This window comes from Rhodopseudomonas sp., from assembly GCF_048594845.1.
GTDB lineage: Bacteria > Pseudomonadota > Alphaproteobacteria > Rhizobiales > Xanthobacteraceae > Rhodopseudomonas.
The window spans coordinates 32,177-48,112 of sequence record NZ_JBMDXE010000324.1 but is presented as its reverse complement, the minus strand read 5'-3'; the positions used below and the strand labels follow the sequence as shown (position 1 = coordinate 48,112).

General features: G+C 62.0%; 15 protein-coding genes and 1 tRNA gene. 6 read left to right on the top strand and 10 right to left on the bottom strand.

What is annotated here, in order from left to right; genetic code table 11:
- Nucleotides 1-32: 32 nt before the first annotated feature.
- From ACOJTD_RS21880 to ACOJTD_RS21860, 5 genes are read right to left on the bottom strand one after another with little or no spacing between them, the layout of a single operon-like run.
- Nucleotides 33-518: a chemotaxis protein CheW gene (locus ACOJTD_RS21880; RefSeq protein WP_420134966.1), complete on the bottom strand. Its 486-nt coding sequence runs from the start codon at nt 516-518 to the stop codon at nt 33-35.
- Between the two features lie 60 nt (nt 519-578).
- A complete protein-coding gene (locus tag ACOJTD_RS21875) occupies nt 579-1,046 on the bottom strand; it encodes a chemotaxis protein CheW (RefSeq protein WP_420134965.1) in 468 nt (155 codons plus the stop codon).
- Nucleotides 1,046-3,109, bottom strand: a complete 2,064-nt coding sequence (locus tag ACOJTD_RS21870; RefSeq protein WP_420134964.1) for a chemotaxis protein CheA — start codon at nt 3,107-3,109, stop codon at nt 1,046-1,048. Before ACOJTD_RS21870 ends, ACOJTD_RS21875 begins: the two co-directional genes overlap by 1 nt.
- Complete coding sequence (locus tag ACOJTD_RS21865; RefSeq protein ID WP_420134963.1) at nt 3,106-3,471, bottom strand: response regulator; 366 nt, start codon at nt 3,469-3,471, stop codon at nt 3,106-3,108. Before ACOJTD_RS21865 ends, ACOJTD_RS21870 begins: the two co-directional genes overlap by 4 nt.
- The gene (locus ACOJTD_RS21860; RefSeq protein WP_420134962.1) at nt 3,471-3,794 is read right to left on the bottom strand and encodes an STAS domain-containing protein; all 324 of its coding nucleotides are present in this window, start codon (nt 3,792-3,794) and stop codon (nt 3,471-3,473) included. Before ACOJTD_RS21860 ends, ACOJTD_RS21865 begins: the two co-directional genes overlap by 1 nt.
- Nucleotides 3,795-4,182: 388 nt before the next feature.
- Here ACOJTD_RS21860 and ACOJTD_RS21855 point away from each other — a divergent pair, with 388 nt between their 5' ends.
- Nucleotides 4,183-5,295 carry an HD domain-containing phosphohydrolase gene (locus tag ACOJTD_RS21855; RefSeq protein ID WP_420134961.1) on the top strand — a complete coding sequence of 371 codons (1,113 nt, stop codon included), beginning with the start codon at nt 4,183-4,185 and terminating at the stop codon, nt 5,293-5,295.
- Nucleotides 5,296-5,440: 145 nt separating this feature from the next.
- Here ACOJTD_RS21855 and ACOJTD_RS21850 read toward each other — a convergent pair whose 3' ends face one another.
- Nucleotides 5,441-5,665, bottom strand: coding sequence for a hypothetical protein (locus tag ACOJTD_RS21850; protein ID WP_420134960.1), 225 nt, complete (start codon nt 5,663-5,665; stop codon nt 5,441-5,443).
- A 232-nt stretch (nt 5,666-5,897) separates the two neighbouring features.
- Nucleotides 5,898-5,972 (bottom strand) — tRNA-Gln (locus ACOJTD_RS21845).
- 204 nt (nt 5,973-6,176) lie between these two features.
- On the opposite strand from ACOJTD_RS21845, the gene ACOJTD_RS21840 reads away from it, so the two are divergent.
- Both ACOJTD_RS21840 and ACOJTD_RS21835 read left to right on the top strand, forming a co-directional pair.
- Nucleotides 6,177-7,958: an acyl-CoA dehydrogenase gene (locus ACOJTD_RS21840; protein ID WP_420134959.1), complete on the top strand. Its 1,782-nt coding sequence runs from the start codon at nt 6,177-6,179 to the stop codon at nt 7,956-7,958.
- A 206-nt stretch (nt 7,959-8,164) separates the two neighbouring features.
- Complete coding sequence (locus tag ACOJTD_RS21835) at nt 8,165-8,926, top strand: crotonase/enoyl-CoA hydratase family protein (RefSeq protein ID WP_420134958.1); 762 nt, start codon at nt 8,165-8,167, stop codon at nt 8,924-8,926.
- 3 nt (nt 8,927-8,929) lie between these two features.
- On the opposite strand, the gene ACOJTD_RS21830 is transcribed toward ACOJTD_RS21835, so the two are convergent.
- From ACOJTD_RS21830 to ACOJTD_RS21820, 3 genes are all read right to left on the bottom strand, one after another.
- Nucleotides 8,930-10,777 carry a hypothetical protein gene (locus ACOJTD_RS21830; protein WP_420134957.1) on the bottom strand — a complete coding sequence of 616 codons (1,848 nt, stop codon included), beginning with the start codon at nt 10,775-10,777 and terminating at the stop codon, nt 8,930-8,932.
- A 13-nt stretch (nt 10,778-10,790) separates the two neighbouring features.
- Nucleotides 10,791-11,675, bottom strand: coding sequence for a hypothetical protein (locus ACOJTD_RS21825; protein WP_420134956.1), 885 nt, complete (start codon nt 11,673-11,675; stop codon nt 10,791-10,793).
- Nucleotides 11,676-11,850: 175 nt separating this feature from the next.
- Nucleotides 11,851-12,333 (bottom strand): hypothetical protein, encoded by a 483-nt coding sequence (locus ACOJTD_RS21820; protein WP_420134955.1) that lies wholly within the window; start codon nt 12,331-12,333, stop codon nt 11,851-11,853.
- 206 nt (nt 12,334-12,539) lie between these two features.
- Between ACOJTD_RS21820 and ACOJTD_RS21815 the strand changes: the two genes are divergently transcribed.
- The 3 genes from ACOJTD_RS21815 to ACOJTD_RS21805 all read left to right on the top strand — a co-directional run bounded on the left by ACOJTD_RS21815 (nt 12,540) and on the right by ACOJTD_RS21805 (nt 15,577).
- Complete coding sequence (locus ACOJTD_RS21815; RefSeq protein ID WP_420134954.1) at nt 12,540-14,219, top strand: bifunctional metallophosphatase/5'-nucleotidase; 1,680 nt, start codon at nt 12,540-12,542, stop codon at nt 14,217-14,219.
- A 112-nt stretch (nt 14,220-14,331) separates the two neighbouring features.
- Entirely contained in the window at nt 14,332-15,261 is a 930-nt protein-coding gene (locus tag ACOJTD_RS21810; protein WP_420134953.1) for a histone deacetylase family protein, read from the top strand.
- A 67-nt stretch (nt 15,262-15,328) separates the two neighbouring features.
- Nucleotides 15,329-15,577 (top strand): exodeoxyribonuclease VII small subunit, encoded by a 249-nt coding sequence (locus tag ACOJTD_RS21805; RefSeq protein WP_420134952.1) that lies wholly within the window; start codon nt 15,329-15,331, stop codon nt 15,575-15,577.
- Nucleotides 15,578-15,936: the final 359 nt, after the last annotated feature.

The following is a 15,936-nucleotide window of genomic DNA, read 5'->3' as shown; positions in this document are numbered from 1 at the left end:
GGTTGTTACGCCTGACACCACTCACTCATCACCTACGCCGCACGGGACGACTCCATGGCCAACTCGTGCTCTGGTAACTTTGCGGTCGCCATCAGCTTGGACAGATCGAAGATGATGACGAAGCGCTCGCCTTTACGGCCGATGCCGGCGATGTAGTCGGACTTCCATTTTCCGCCGACATCCGGGACCTGCTCCAGCGAGCTCTCCTCGATGCCGGTTACCTCGTAAACGCAGTCGGCGACGAAGCCGACGCCGACGATGCGGTCGCCGATCGGAACGTCGAGAATAATGATCCGTGTCGCCTCGGTGGCGGCCACCGCGGGCAGATCGAGCTTCAGCCGCAGATCGAGGATCGGATAGCCCGCGCCGCGGACATCGATCATGCCGAGCATGAACTCGGGCGCATGCGGCAGGCGGGCGATCGGCCGCATGTCGAGGATTTCGCGGACGTTGCGGATCGGAATGCCGAAGGTTTCTCCAGCGAGCCCCAATGTCAGATATTGCGCCATTTCGGCCATCTTACACTCCGCCCCAGCCCAGCCAGTCGCACCCACGCGCGCTCTTGATGGACAGCCCGCTCAATTGAGGATCCGTTCCATGTTCGGCACGATCACGAATTCCTCGCGCCACTTGGTGATGAAGCGGATGTAGTCCGGCTTCCAATGCATCCCGACCCGCGGCGTCTGCTGCACGTCGACCTTGGAGATTTCGGTGACTTCGTAGACCTTGTCTGCGGTGACGCCGACCAGCACCGGGTCGTTATCGATCCGAACTTCGAGAACGACGATCCGGGTATCGACGGTTTCGCGCACAGCCGGCATGCCGAAGCGAATGCGCAGATCGGCGAACGGAATGACGTTACCGCGCACGTTGATCACGCCCGGCACGAAGGCCTTGGCACCGGCCACTTTGGTGGCCGGGATCGGATCGATGATCTCGCGCACGGATTCCGCATCGAGCGCGAATTTCTCGCCGCCGAGACCGATCATGACGACCTGGATCGCGTCATCGTGGTGAGTGGCGTCTTGGGCTTGCTCCCGGGTCATCAGGCCGCCTCGCTCATCTGTTGCTTTTCGGATTGCGCCTGCGCCAGCGCCACCAGTTGAACGACGTCGAGGATCAGCGCCGCCGTGCCATCGCCCAGGATCGTCGCGCCGGAGAAAATCGTGACGTTTGAATGCAGCTTCGACAGCGACTTGATCACGGTCTGGTGGTTGCCGATGATCTGGTCGGCGACCAGACCGACGCGGGTCTCGCCGGTCGAGATGATGATCGTCTTCTGGTGTTCGTCCGGCTCGCCGGTGGATTCGAAAGCGTCGCGGAGCCGCATGAACGGCACGAGATTGCCGCGGACGTTGAGGAAGTTGCGGCCGCGCGAGCGTTCGTCTTCAGCCGTCAGTTCGACGCATTCTTCGACAGCCGACAGAGGGATAATGTAGCGCTGGTCACCGACGCGGATCAGCAGACCTTCGATGATCGCAAGCGTCAGCGGCAGACGTAGCGTCACCGTCGTGCCCTGGCCCGGCACGGTCGACAGATCGATCGAGCCGCGCATGTTCTCAATGGTGCGCTTGACGACGTCCATGCCGACGCCGCGGCCGGACAGCGCCGAAATCGTCTGCGCGGTCGAGAAACCGGGATGAAACAGGAACTGGTGGATCTCGTGATCGGACAGTGTCGCACCGGGCGCGATCAGCCCCTGCTCTTCGCCCTTGGCCCGAATACGCGCGGTGTTTAGCCCGCCGCCATTGTCCTTCACCGTCACCAGCACCTGGGCGCCGGCGTGCACCGCGGCGAGTTCGATCCGGCCCTGCTCGGGCTTGCCGGCTGCCGCGCGCGCGGACGGAATCTCGATGCCGTGGTCGATCGAGTTACGGATCAGGTGAACCAGCGGATCTGCCAGGCACTCGATCATGGTCTTGTCGAGTTCGGTGTCCTCGCCGGAGGTGATGAACTCGACCGGCTTGCCAAGATCCCGCGACAGATCATGCACGAGGCGGCGGAAGCGGCCGAACAGCGAGCCGATCGGCACCATGCGGGCGCCCATCGTGGTGTCGCGCAGGCTGGAAGCGAGCCGTTCGATTTCCTCGGCGATCATCTTGATCGACAGATCCGAGCCGGACGCGGCCAGTTGGCTGAGCCGCGCCTGCGCGATCACCAGTTCGCCGACCCGGTCCATCAATTCGTCGAGCCGCTCGGCCTGCACGCGTACGGTCGCGATGCCGCGGTCGTCGGCGCGCCGCGGCTCGCCACTCCGACGCTCCACCTTCGGCGCCGCAGCGGCAGTCGGCTGCTCGGCCACGACCGGCTCGGCCGGTGCCAGCGGCGGGACAAGGGGCACCTCCGACGCCAGGATATCGGGCAGCGTCTCTTCGGCCACCGGCGCCGGACCGCGCTCTTCGAGCAGCGGCTCCAGCGTTAGCTTCATTTCATCGATGACGAACATGAAGACGTCGTCGATCGCCGCCTTGTCGCAGTCGGAATGCAGCGCGACATCCCATTTCAGGTAGCAGTCTTCCGGCTCGAACTCGTCGATATACGGAATGTCCTCGGTCAGCGGCACCACAAAGCAGGGGCCGAGCTTGGCGAGGTCTTCGAGCAGATCGAGCGGATTGGAGCCGTTGCGGAGAATGTGCTGATCGAATTCGAGACGCAGCCGCCAACCGACCGGGCGGCGCTCGGCCGGCGCCGGCGTCACCGGAGCTTCGGCGGGCACCATCGGGGCAGCGCCGGCTTCCGGCGGGACAAAGCGGCTGAGATCGGCCAGGATCGCGTCACCGATGATCGCGTCGGTCTCGTCCGGCGTCTCGATCAGCGCGCGGATGAAGTCCTTCGCGGCCAGCGCGACGGAGATCAGGTCCTGCGTCGGCTTGATCTCGCCCTTGCGGACACGCTCGAACGCGGTCTCGAATTCATGGGTAAAGGTCGCAACCTTGTCGAAGCCGAACATCGCGCCCGACCCCTTGATGGTGTGAAGGGCGCGAAATGCCGAGTCGATCAGTTCGCGATCGTCGGGGTTTTGTCCGAGATCCAGCAGCGCAGCTTCCAGGACCTCGAACAGCTCGGCGGCCTCCTGGCGAAAGACCGCTGCCGGATCGATCGCGGTCATGCGCGCACCAGCCGGCTGACGACCGAAAGCAGCTGCTCGGGCTTGAACGGCTTGGTGATCCAGCCGGTCGCGCCACAGCTCTTGGCCTCCTGCTTGACCGCGTCATTCGATTCCGTGGTCAGGAAGACGATCGGAAGGCCCACTAGGGTCGGCAGCTTGCGCAGCGCCTTGATCAGGTCGAGACCATTCATCACCGGCATATTGAGGTCGGTGATGACTAGGTCGACCTTGGTCGACTGCGCCTTTGCGAGCCCCTGCGCGCCGTCGCCGGCTTCCAGAACGCTGTGCCCGGCCGGCTCCAGCGTCACCTTGATCATCTGACGAATGCTGGGGGAATCATCGACGGTGAGAATCGTGGCCATCAGGAGCCAACTTTCTTTTGCGGGAAATGCTGATCGATCATCGCGTCGCTGGAAAAGCCGGCGCGCCGGATGGTGTTGCGGAGGGGTTGAGACAGCTCTATCAGGACGACAGGCCGTCCTTGCGCCTCGCCGGTCTTCGCTGTCGACAGCAGAAGCTGGACCGACGTGACGTCGGCCTTGTCTACGCTCGAGCAGTCGATCTCCAACCGGCCTTGGCGGCTGAAGGCTTCGCGGACTGCCTCGTAGATTCCCCGGATTGAGCCAATACTAAAGTCGGAAGGAAGCCGCAGCGAATTCTTCGCCCCGGCAGAATCGTGCGTCATTGCAAGCCCCAGTCACGTGGCGACACGCGCGGGGACAATTGGTGATGCAATCGCCGCGCATTCGCTCAGTGCCGAAAGTGTGCCGATAAGGTATTAAGAATTTATACGTGGACGGTTTAAAGTTGCGCCTCGCGCATAATGCCGATTGTTACTTCTTCGAACCGCTCCACTCCGATTCCCTCGCAATTATCATTCAAAACGGCGCCTGTCAGACAGGCACAAGTCGTCACCCACCTCGGGACTGCGTAGTTATACGTAGACCTTGCCCGTGCATTTTTATTGAGCGACAGACTTCGGCAAAAGCTTCAGTAGACGTTAAACTTCCGGCAGATAGGCTTGTCGCGACTGCCGCTCATCAGCGCCAGTATTTATACGGGGACCAGCCGAGATGCTCATCCAGGCGCTTCTTGTCGACGACAGCCGCTCTGCCTTGGAGTATATGAAGCGTCAGATCGAAGCCGCCGGCGACGTCGGCGCGATCACCTTCACCGACCCGCTCGAGGCGCTGGCTGCAGCCCGGCATACCGATATCGGTCTCGCGCTGGTCGACTACGAGATGCCGCATCTCGACGGCATCAGCCTGATCCGCGAACTACGCGCGCTGCCGCACTTCTCCGACATTCCGATCGTGATGATCACCTCGGTCGATAGCGACGACGTCCGGCTCCGCGCCCTGGATGCGGGCGCTACCGACTTCCTGCCCAAACAGCAGAAGACGCTCGAAACGCAGGTGCGGCTGCGCAATCTCGTCAAACTCGGCCTGGCGATCCGCAAGCTCAACGACCGCGCCGCGCATCTGGCCTGGGAAGTCGCGGAGGCGACCCGGCAGCTTCAGGAGCGTGAGGAAGAGATCATCCTGCGGCTGGCCCTGTCGGTCGAGTATCGCGACAACGACACCGGCGACCACACGCTGCGGGTTGCCAAGTACAGCCGGCTGATCGCCGGGCAACTCGGCCTGTCTCCGCGGCTGTGCCGCGATATCTATCTGGCCGCGCCGCTGCACGATGTCGGCAAGGTCGCGACGCCCGACCATATCCTGTTGAAGCCGGGTGGGCTCTCTCCCGACGAGATCGCCGTGATGCGGACGCATACCACGGTCGGCGGCACCATCCTCGCCGGCAGCCGCTGCGAACTGATTCAGCTCGCTGCCGACATTGCCGTCTCTCACCACGAGCGATGGGACGGCGCAGGCTATCCGCACCGCCTGAAGGGCGAGGAGATTCCGATCGCCGCCCGGATCGTGGCCGTCGCCGACGTGTTCGACGCCCTGACGACGAAGCGGCCTTACAAGGACGCCTTCCCGCTGCCGGTCGCGCGACAGCAACTCGAAGAGGGAAAGGGCCGCCATTTCGACCCGGCCTGCGTCGATGCTTTCATCGCGCGTTGGCCCGATGTCGTGGCGATCGCCACCGGGCAGAGCCTTCCGGTCGCCGAGGACGCGCCGGCCCTGCAGCCCATGATCCCGATGGAAACTCCGCGCATGGCTGCGGCCCTGCCCTGAGTGCCTGGACGATGCACTCACGCGGGCCGCCGAACTTGGCGCGCAAGGCCTGCTTTTGAGAAGGAGGCCTGCTGATCAGACGCAGCACGGCCAGAGCATGTCCCCGCGCTCGGCTTTTTTTTGCGCGCTTCGCCCTCTCGCGGCGTTAGCCGCTTGGAGCCTCGTTGGAATCGTCGGGGTCTGACAACATCCCGCTGCCGGGCGTTTTACTTTCGTCGGTCAGTTCCGGCTTGGTGTGCGGACCAGCGGGATTCGGCTCCGGTTTGACGTCTGGCGCCCGGGATTTCGTCTTGCCGGCAGCGTCACGGCTCTCGGCCCCCTCATCGTCGTGCGCTTCACGCCGTTGCCCGGCCAGATCCCTGTCCGCCATCATGTCACTCCTGCCTCTCCAACTGCTGCTGCGCTGTCGCGCCTCCCGACGGGAAGCTCGCCGTGCTGCGTCATCGCGGCAACAATGAAGGGAGCGCGTCCGTTCCTGCCGACAGCCACGTCAGCGCCAGCGACCGGCCGAGTTCCTCGTGAGCCGACGCTTTAAGTGGAACCTGCTTGCGGGCGAGGATGCGGATCGCTGACCGGCGCGATCCTCAACTCGTTGAAATCATTGGCTGGGGCGGGAGGGATCGAACCTCCGCATGGGGGAATCAAAATCCCCTGCCTTACCGCTTGGCTACGCCCCATCGCCCGCCGGCCGTTGTAATCGAACCGGCGGCGGAATCATGTTTCGGCTCCGCCGGTCTATAGAGACGGACGCGGGTTTTCAACCGCAGAGGATGGCTGGGGAACCGCGAAATCGGCATCCCGGGCGGAGGTGACGAAAGGTTGAGAGCCGCCGGATTTCGTGGAAGAAGGCGGGCCAGTGCTCCGTCAGCCGGGATCTTCACATGACCTATCGCGCTCCGATCGACGACATTCTGCTCTCCCTCAACCACGGCGCAGGCCTGCAGGCCGCCGTGGCGGCCGGGCATCTCGGCGACTACGACAGCGAGATCACCGCGCAAGTGCTGGAAGAAGCCGGCAAGTTCGCAGGCGACATCCTGGCGCCGCTCAATCGGGTCGGCGACAAGCACGGCATCAAGCTCGAGCATAACGCCGTCACCACCGCGCCGGGCTGGCCGGACGCTTATCAGCGCTGGGTCGCCGCCGGCTGGAATGCGGTGTCGGGACCTGAAGAGTTTGGCGGCCAGGGCCTGCCGGCCGCGCTCAACGCGGTGTGCACCGAGCTGTGGGCGTCGTCCAACATGGCGTTCGGATTGTGCCCGCTGCTGACGCTGTCGGCGATCGACGCGCTGCATACGCACGGCAGCGACGAATTGAAGTCGATCTATCTCGGCAAACTGGTGTCGGGCGAATGGACCGGCACGATGCAGCTGACCGAGCCGCAGGCCGGATCCGACGTCGGCGCGCTGCGCACCCGCGCCGAACGCGCCGCCGACGGCAGCTACAAGATCTTCGGCAGCAAGATCTTCATCACCTATGGCGACCACGACATGACCGACAACATCGTGCATTTCGTGCTCGCACGACTGCCCGATGCGCCGGCCGGCACCAAGGGCATCTCGCTGTTTCTGGTCCCGAAATTCCTGGTCAACGGCGACGGCACGCTGGGCGCGCGCAACGACATCTTCCCGAGCGGCGTCGAGCACAAGCTCGGCATCCACGCCTCGCCGACCTGCACGATGCAGATGGGCGATCAGGGCGGCGCGATCGGCTATCTGATCGGCGAGGAAAATCGCGGCATGCAGTGCATGTTCACGATGATGAATCAGGCCCGCCTCGGCGTCGGCCTCGAAGGCGTCGGCATCGCCGACCGCGCCTATCAGCAGGCCCTCGCCTATGCGCAAGAGCGCAAGCAGGGCCGCGCGATCGGCAGCGACAGCAAGGGCTCCGACCCGATCATCAAGCATCCCGACGTCAAGCGCATGCTGCTGACGATGCGGGCGCTGACCGGCGCGGCCCGCACGATCTGCTACGCGACTGCGGTCGCGCTCGACATCGCGGCGCGCAGCAACGATCCGAAGGTCAAGGCCGCCGCCACCGCGCGTGCCGCGCTGCTGACGCCGATCGCCAAGGCGTTCTCGACCGACATCGGCACCGAGGTCGCCTCGCTCGGTGTGCAGATCCACGGCGGCATGGGCTTCATCGAAGAAACCGGCGCCGCGCAGCATTATCGCGACGCGCGCATCGCGCCGATCTACGAAGGCACCAACGGCATTCAGGCGATCGACCTCGTCACCCGCAAGCTCGGCGCCAATGGCGGCGAGTCGGTGTGGGCGCTGCTCGGCGAACTCGACGGCATCATCAAGGACGTCGAGGCCAGCAACGATCCGGCGTTCGGCGCCACCGGCCCGCGGCTGCGCGACGCACTCGATGCGCTGACCCGCACCAGCAAGTACTTGCTCGACAAGCTCGGCTCATCGACCAACGACGCGCTGGCCGGCGCGACGCCGTATCTGCGGCTGTTCGGCGCCACGCTCGGCGGCTGCTCGCTGGCGGCCGAGGCGCTGGCGGCGCGCAATCTCGACGGCGTCGCCGAGCCGGCGCGCTACGTCACGCTGGCGCGGTTCTTCGCCGAGAATTTAGCGGTGCAGGCCAGCGCGCTGGAGCGCAATGTGGTCGATGCCGCCGCCGGGCTGCAGGGTGCCGAGGCGGTGCTGACCGCCTGAGCGCGTCGCTTTCGACGGCCAAAAACCTTGAGGCAAACTTGGGGCAACTCCGGGGGCCGCGCGTCTCACCGCGCGCCCTCGCCGTAACCGGTTGAAAAGCGGAGTCTTTCGTCGAACCCCGTTCTGGCCTCGCAACTGATAGTGTACACTGTTCGCAAATGCGGCCGTCGGTCCGGCCGCAAGCGAACCGGGTTGGGGGAAAGTCCATGACGGAGCATCTGATCGTCACCGATGAGGACGCCACGCGCGTCATCACCATGCGCCGGCCGGAGAAGAAGAACGCGCTGACGCAGGACATGTATCGCGCGATGAGCGACGCGATCGACACCGCGCAGAACAACCCCAACATCCGCTGCCTGATCATCACCGGCGGCTCCGGCGTGTTCACCGCCGGCAACGACCTCGACGATTTCCTCAAAGCCGGCACCGACACCAGCGGCGCCGCGCGCGCCAGCAACGCGACGAAGTTTCTCTACTCGCTGGCGCACAACGTGAAGCCGATCATTGCGGCGGTCGACGGCATCGCGATCGGCATCGGCACCACGCTGCTGTTTCACTGCGACTACGTGCTGGCCTCGACCACCGCGACGTTCTCGACGCCGTTCATCCAGCTCGGCCTGGTGCCGGAAGGCGCCTCCAGCCTGCTGGCGCCGCGGACAATGGGCCACCAGCGCGCCTTCGGCATGCTGGTGATGGGCCACAAGGTGAGCGCCGAACAAGCCCGCGAAGCCGGCTTCGTCAACGCCGTCGTGGCGCCGGGCCACACCGAGGAAGAAGCCCGCAAGGCCGCCCGCGAAATCTGCACCCTGCCGGCCGAAGCCGTCGCCCTGTCGCGCAAACTGCTGCGCCCGCCGCCGGACGAAATCGTCCGCCGCATCGATCAGGAAAGCCATCTGTTCGGCGAGCGGATGAAGTCGGAAGAAGCGGTGAGCGCGTTTACGCGGTTCTTTCAGAGGAAACGGGGGTGAGATCTAGCTCCAAGCATAGATCACCTTCGGATTCTGCCCATCGAGCCCATCGCTATCATCAGCGAGATCGAGTCCAACAACACCTGACGTGATTATCTTATACTCTTCCCAATCGATATACTGGATCTTTTTGTTAATTTTGCCCCACTCCAACAACCACTTCGGATTTAGATCGAAGCCAAACGCCTTACAAAGCTTGTTGAACATCGAAATCGTCGTACGTATCTTTATAAAATCGTGATCATACTTTCGACCCGCCAAAGCAAATCTTTGGGATCGTGGAACATGGAACACCAAGCGATTTGGAGGCCACTCACCACCTTCGAGCCCAGCAATCCTAATGCTACCAAACACGTCATTAATGAAGTGCTTTACCAAGCTTGCTTGCCAGCTCTTTATGTAATCGCGAAACTCGATCACCACAATTCTCCGCAAGCCCAAACAATCCCGGATCGAAACAAGATGATCATTCACATTAGTGCCAGCCAAAAGACGCGTCTTCTTTTTGGAGGAAGTCAAAACTGCAAGGAAGCTGCCACTTCCGCCCAGAATGAAGCGCGTCTCATTCTCGGTGTCCGTGGATACGGGAAAGAACAACTCAAAGGCATCTTGCAAATACTGCGGCCCTCGGCATGTAGCGCCGTGCCCATCCACCTCTTTTAGCAGCTTCGCAAACACTCGATACTGTCCCACCAAGGACTGACCTTCTCCCGCAGAAATTAAAGAGTAATCATCTACTGTAACAAGCCCTCTGGGGACTTCGAACGTCAGCCCGTGCGTTTCAAGCAACAGCGCCTGCGTTGGCTTTACTTCTACAACGCGCCCCACTACGAGCGCCCCCGATTGCAACTGATCAATCTCACCAAACGAAAAAGACGCTAGAGTAGCTGCAAGCCACCTCATACGATCTGAAGGGCGCGCATCAAGGTAGATCTTCATCGATCTGATCAAATCATCAGCTCTAACGGCCTCCCAAAATCCAACCCGCTGGCGACCCCGCACTTTCTGTCGATTTTTTACGTAGTACTTTCGAATCACCTTTAATGCATAGACGTAACAGGCGAATTCCCTTGCCTTCGAGATCACCTCTAATGAGTCTGGGCTTCGATTGGCTGCTATAGCATCATCCAATCTTCCGATGACTCCGAAGATTTCGCGAATTGACTGGTTCGCGGCATCGCCTACATCGTCCCACTTAGCCCAACATCGCTGAACGAAAACGAGCACGTCTCGCACCAAGAGGGCTTCGTCAGAAGGGTTGAGCAACGAACATGCCAGATAGAGGTATTCTTCGCGCTCGCCTGTATACGAGCGAAATTGCCATGCCTTCGGACGGTACCAATCCTCTTTACGAATTAGTCGATATTGGGCTTCGAGCCCCCCGAGCAACTCAGGAAAGGGAAAAGCATCGTCTTTGAATTCGCAAGACTCCAGCGGTTTACCCGCGAAAACTGCAAGCTCGTATTTCAACAGGAAGTCGACATCTTCATCTGCGAGATTCTTAAGCGCTTTCCGAGCGTTGAATCGCCTTCCACACCAAACCACCGAGCTTTCGTTGATGAATACATAAAGAGCAGCGCCGCCAACAAGACCAATATACTTGCGTCCAACTTCTTCATGAATAATCGAAACACCACCCCCGTCAAACTGAACAAAATACTCGATCGTGTCGTAGTCGTCAGACACCTGTTCGTACTTTACCCCGTCACGTTCAAATACTGGACGCGCGAAGCCAAACCCCGAATCAGACACAAAACCATAGAGATTGTAAATCGCGACTCCAGGCGGAGCCTCAACCTCTGGTCGCGCCTCAAAATCTGAAATCTCCACTCGGGAAAGAGCAGATTTCAATTTTTGCTCCTGATCAATTCAACTCCTCCGCAACGTGATCGTAGACTCCCGTAGCACGCATTGCACTAACCAAGTCGTCATAGTCGCTTTGCTCCGAGCGCCCGCCGCGACTTCGAGCATAACCACGAACGTCCTTCACTACTGCTCTCAGCTGCGTCAATACATCCCGCAACGCTCGATAAGAGTCTAGCGGGACGTAAAGAACCGCATCCTTCAAGCAAGTCTTTGGAAGAATTGAACACCGTAGTTCGATAGTTTCTGCGGATTCTTTCCGTAGAGCGAGAGCTTTACGCAACTTGCGGCCCTGAGCAAGATGAAGAACCCACCGTACAAATTCGTAGCCCGAGTTAAGATTCGGCTGCGGTGACAGAAAATACTGAGATCGAATTCCGCATATATATGCGGCATTTGATCCCCAAAAATGAGTGACAAACCGCCCAGCATTCGAATTATTTGCCGACATTCTTAATTGCTGGTCGGACCAAGTCTTGCGTTCTTCAACTGTACTTCTATTGGTCTGAATTTGAAAATCGCTCTCGAGATCGCCTCGCAGGTAATAACCAGAGTCGAACGGACTTAATGAGTCAGCATGCAAACCATCCATCCCGGGAAAAACAAACGAGAAAAGAGTTAAATTGCGCGCTCGCCAAGAGCCGTTAGGGTAAAGCTCTTTCTGCGCCTTCACTCGGATGTATCGAGGCTTGCCATACGCCAAATAGACAAATTGATCAGCGCGGAATGGCATAGGACGGATCTCGCCCTTCGACGCTATAAAGAAGACCCCGGCAAGATCGGTATTGTGAAACAAAGGCAGCTGGGGCGCAATCTCTGATCCGTCCGAAATGCCATTCTCAAGCGACAGATTTACTACTTCAACTTCTGAAATATCTTCAGCCACAGGTTCACCTGAAATGGTCTAAGCGCTAATACACGCGCACACTAAGCAAATCAGCGTCTTACACAACCAGAGCGCATTACCAACGAAGCGGGAGCTGAGCACTTAGACTGCAGAAGAAAAGCCGTTCAGTGCAATGAGCACTGGATCGTCAGCCTTTCTGCGAGTTCGTGACGGACTACTTCTTCTTCACCTCGAACACCTGGTCACTGAACGGATTCATCGTCGGCGTCTTGAGCTCGACGAAGCCCAGCTTCAGCTCGCTGTGGCATGAGTTACAGCCCTTGGTGAGTTCGCCATAGGCTTTGACGAACGCCTTGCTGTCTTGCGCGGCGACCGCGGCCGTGACGGCGTCGATGGGTTTGGCCATGGTGGTGATGTCGTTGACCGGGAGGCTCTGGTACAGCGAGGCGGCGTCCTGCAGGCGGGTCTTGATCTGGCGGGTCTGGTAGGCGGCGAGTTTCCAGTTGCCGGTGATGCCCGCGAACCACAGCTTGATGTGGCGCCCTTGCGCGGCCTCCATCAGATCCGCGAGGCGCGGGTTGCCGGGCTTGACGGCGTCGGCGGCCTGCTGCGCGGCAGCCGGCGGCAGCGCAGCGGCGAGCGCGCATCCGCAGATCAGGACGGCGGCGAGGAGGAGCGTGATCGGCTTCGGACGCATGCGTCACCTCTTGGAAAGCGCGCCGGCGGCGCGGCAGGCGGAGCTAAAATCACCACGTCAGTTTCGGCGCGACGTTGCGCTTGCTCAAGGGCTGCCCGGAAAATGGTATTCAGCGGCGGTTGGCCGCGCCGGGCGAGGGACAGAATCCGGTTGCCAGACGGGGCCGGCTGAGCGATGCCCCGTCATCGCAATTCGCCGGACGTCCCATGCCCTGCCGTCGCCGCTGCCTCGCTGTGTTCGCCGCACTGATTGCCTGGACGCCGCTCGCCGGCATGGCCGACGAGGCCGCCAAGCCGGTCGATGTCCGCATCCTGGCGATCAACGACTTCCACGGTTACCTGCAGCCGCCGTCCGGCGGCCTCGTCACGCTCAATCCCGCTGACGCCACCAAGACGATCAGCGTCCCGGCCGGCGGCGCAGAGCATATGGCCACGCTGGTCAAGCAGTTGCGCGAGGGACACGCTCACAACATCTTCGTCGCCGCCGGCGATCTGATCGGCGCCAGTCCGTTTTTGTCGGCGATGTTTCACGACGAGCCGACCATCGAGTCGATGTCGCTGATGGGGCTGGCGCTGTCGGCGGTCGGCAACCACGAATTCGACGAGGGCAGGACCGAACTGCTGCGGATGCAGAACGGCGGCTGTCATCCGGTCGACGGCTGCATGGGGCCGCATCCGTTTACCGGCGCGAAATTCCAGTACCTCGCGGCATCGACGATCGACACCGCGACCGGCAAGCCGATCCTGCCGCCTTATGCGATCCGCGAGTTCGGCGGTATTCCGGTCGCGTTCATCGGGCTGACACTGAAGGCGACGCCCACCATGGTGTCGCCGCCAGGCGTCGCCGGGTTGAAGTTTCTCGACGAAGCCGACGCCGTCAACGCGCAGGTCGCCGAGCTGAAGGCGCGCGGCGTCGAGGCGATCGTGGTGCTGATCCACGAGGGCGGCTTTCCGAGCGGCGGCATCAACGATTGCCCCGCCATCTCCGGGCCGATCGTCGAGATCGTCAGGAAGTTCGACAAGGCCGTCGACCTGGTGATCAGCGGCCACACCCACCGCGCCTACACCTGCACGATCGACGGCCGGCTCGTCACCAGCGGCGACAAATACGGCACGCTGGTCACCGCGATCGACCTGCAGCTCGATCCGGCGACGCGCGACATCGCCAGCGCCAAGGCCGACAACGTCATCGTGCATACCTCGCTGGCCAAGGATCCGGCCCAGACCGAACTGATCAAGGCCTACAACAAACTCGCCGGGCCGATCGCGGCGCGGCCGGCTGGCGCTGTCACCGCGCCGCTGTCGCGGATGCCGAATACCGCCGGCGAAAGCGCGCTCGGCAATCTCGTCGCCGACGCCCAGCTCGCCGCGACGCGTGATCCGGAAACCGGCGGCGCCGAGCTGGCGATCACCAATCCGGGCGGCCTGCGCGCCGATATCAACGGTGCCGCGCATGGCGAGGCGCCGTTCAAGGTGACGTTCGGCGACGTGTTCGCGGCGCAGCCGTTCCGCAATCAGCTGGTGACGATGACGCTGAGCGGCGCTCAGCTGAAAGCAGCGCTGGAACTGCAATGGCAGGATCCGGCGCGGCCGCGCATCCTGCAGGTGTCGAGCGGCTTCAGCTACACGTGGGACAATACCGCTGCGCCCGGCGCGCGGATCGTCGCCGACCGCATGATGCTGAACGGCCGGCCGATCGCGGCGGATCGTAACTATCGCGTGACCGTCAATCAGTATCTCGCCTCGGGCGGCGACGGCTTCGTGCCGTTCACGCAAGGCAGCGAGCGGCTCACCGGCGTTTACGACGTCGATGCGCTGTTCGGCTATTTCAAGGCGCACAGCCCGATCGCGCCGGCTGCGCAAGACCGCATTTTGCGATTGAATTAAGTCTGTGACTCGCTAAGCCTTAAGCGGCCCTTCCGCACGACGCGGCGGGCACTTAAGTTCATTCGATGATTATTTCGTCTCTCCCCCGATCGGACGTTTCAGGCGCTCCCGAATGACCACGTTATTTTTGACCCATTCTGCGTGTCTCGAGCATCATACGCCTGAGGGGCATCCGGAACGCGCCGAGCGGCTGATCGCCGTCAACAAGACGCTGACCGCCGAGCGGTTCGCGACGCTGGCGCGCGGCGAAGCGCCGATCGGCTCGCTCGAACACATCGCGCTGTGTCACACCGATCACCACATCGTCGAGATGCGCCACATGTCGCCGTCGAGCGGCATCGTCTATGTCGATGGTGATACCTCGATGTCGCCGGGCACGTTCGAAGCCGCACTGCGCGGCGTCGGCGGCGCGGTGTCGGCGGTCGACGCGGTGATGAAGGGCACGGCCGCCAACGCCTTCGTGGCGACGCGTCCGCCCGGCCACCATGCCGAAGTCACCAAGCCGATGGGATTTTGCTTCTTCGGCAATGCCGCAATCGCCGCCCGCTATGCGCAGCGCAAATACGGCATCGAGCGCGCCGCGGTGGTGGACTTCGACGTGCACCACGGCAACGGCACGCAGGACATCTTCTGGGGCGACCGCACCGTGATGTATTGCTCGACCCACCAGATGCCGCTGTTCCCCGGCACCGGCTCGGCCACCGAGCGCGGCGAGCACGACAACATCGTCAATGCCCCCTTGGCATCCGAGGACGGCGGCAAGGAGTTCCGCTTCGCCTTTGATACCGCGATCCTGCCGCAGCTCGAGCGCTTCGCGCCGGAACTGATCGTGATCTCGGCCGGCTTCGACGCGCATTACCGCGACCCGCTGGCCAGCCTCAACCTGCACGCCGAGGACTTCGCCTGGGTCACCCAGAAGCTGATGGACGTCGCCGACAAGACCGCCGGCGGCCGCATTGTCTCGGTGCTCGAGGGCGGGTATGACTTGCAGGGCCTGAGTGAATCGGTCGCCGCCCATGTCGGCGCCCTGATGGGCGCCTGAGGCGCCCTCCTCACCCCCACAGCATACCTTTGCCGCCGGCCGCACCCGGCGCATCCAGGAGCCGCCGATGGCCGACGCCCCCGCCGATGTCAAAAAGCTGAGCTTCGAACGCGCGATCGAGGAACTCGAGACGATCGTCAAGCGGCTCGAGGACGGCAAGGTTCCGCTCGAGGAGTCGGTGGCGATTTACGAGCGCGGTGAAGTACTTAAGCGCCGCTGCGAGGACCTGCTGCGGCAGGCCGAGGCGCGCGTCGACAAGATCACCACCGACGCCAGCGGCCAGCCTACGGGAACCGAGCCGCTCGACGTTCAATAATCGGGCTGTTCAGCAAACCGACAGGTAACCGGGCGTCATCTGACGTCCGGACACCTGAGATCGAACCCAGATGGCCGTGGCAGACACACAACACTTGGGTCGGAATTGCATGGATCAACCGTGTTCGGCGAAAGTTTATGCAGGCCGGCCAAGCGTTGGGCAGCCCCTCATTGGCTTTGAATTAGAGTTTGTGTAAGGGTATGAGCTTATGCGCCGAGGGTGACACCTGCTTGGTGGCAGCTGCCAATTTCGGTGGACGTGTGCTGCCGCACTTCAGTGATCCGGGTCACTTCGACTGATCGAAGCGCAGCTTACGCTTTCGATCGTTGATTTTCTCCTGAGCAAGGAGGCGGAAGCCT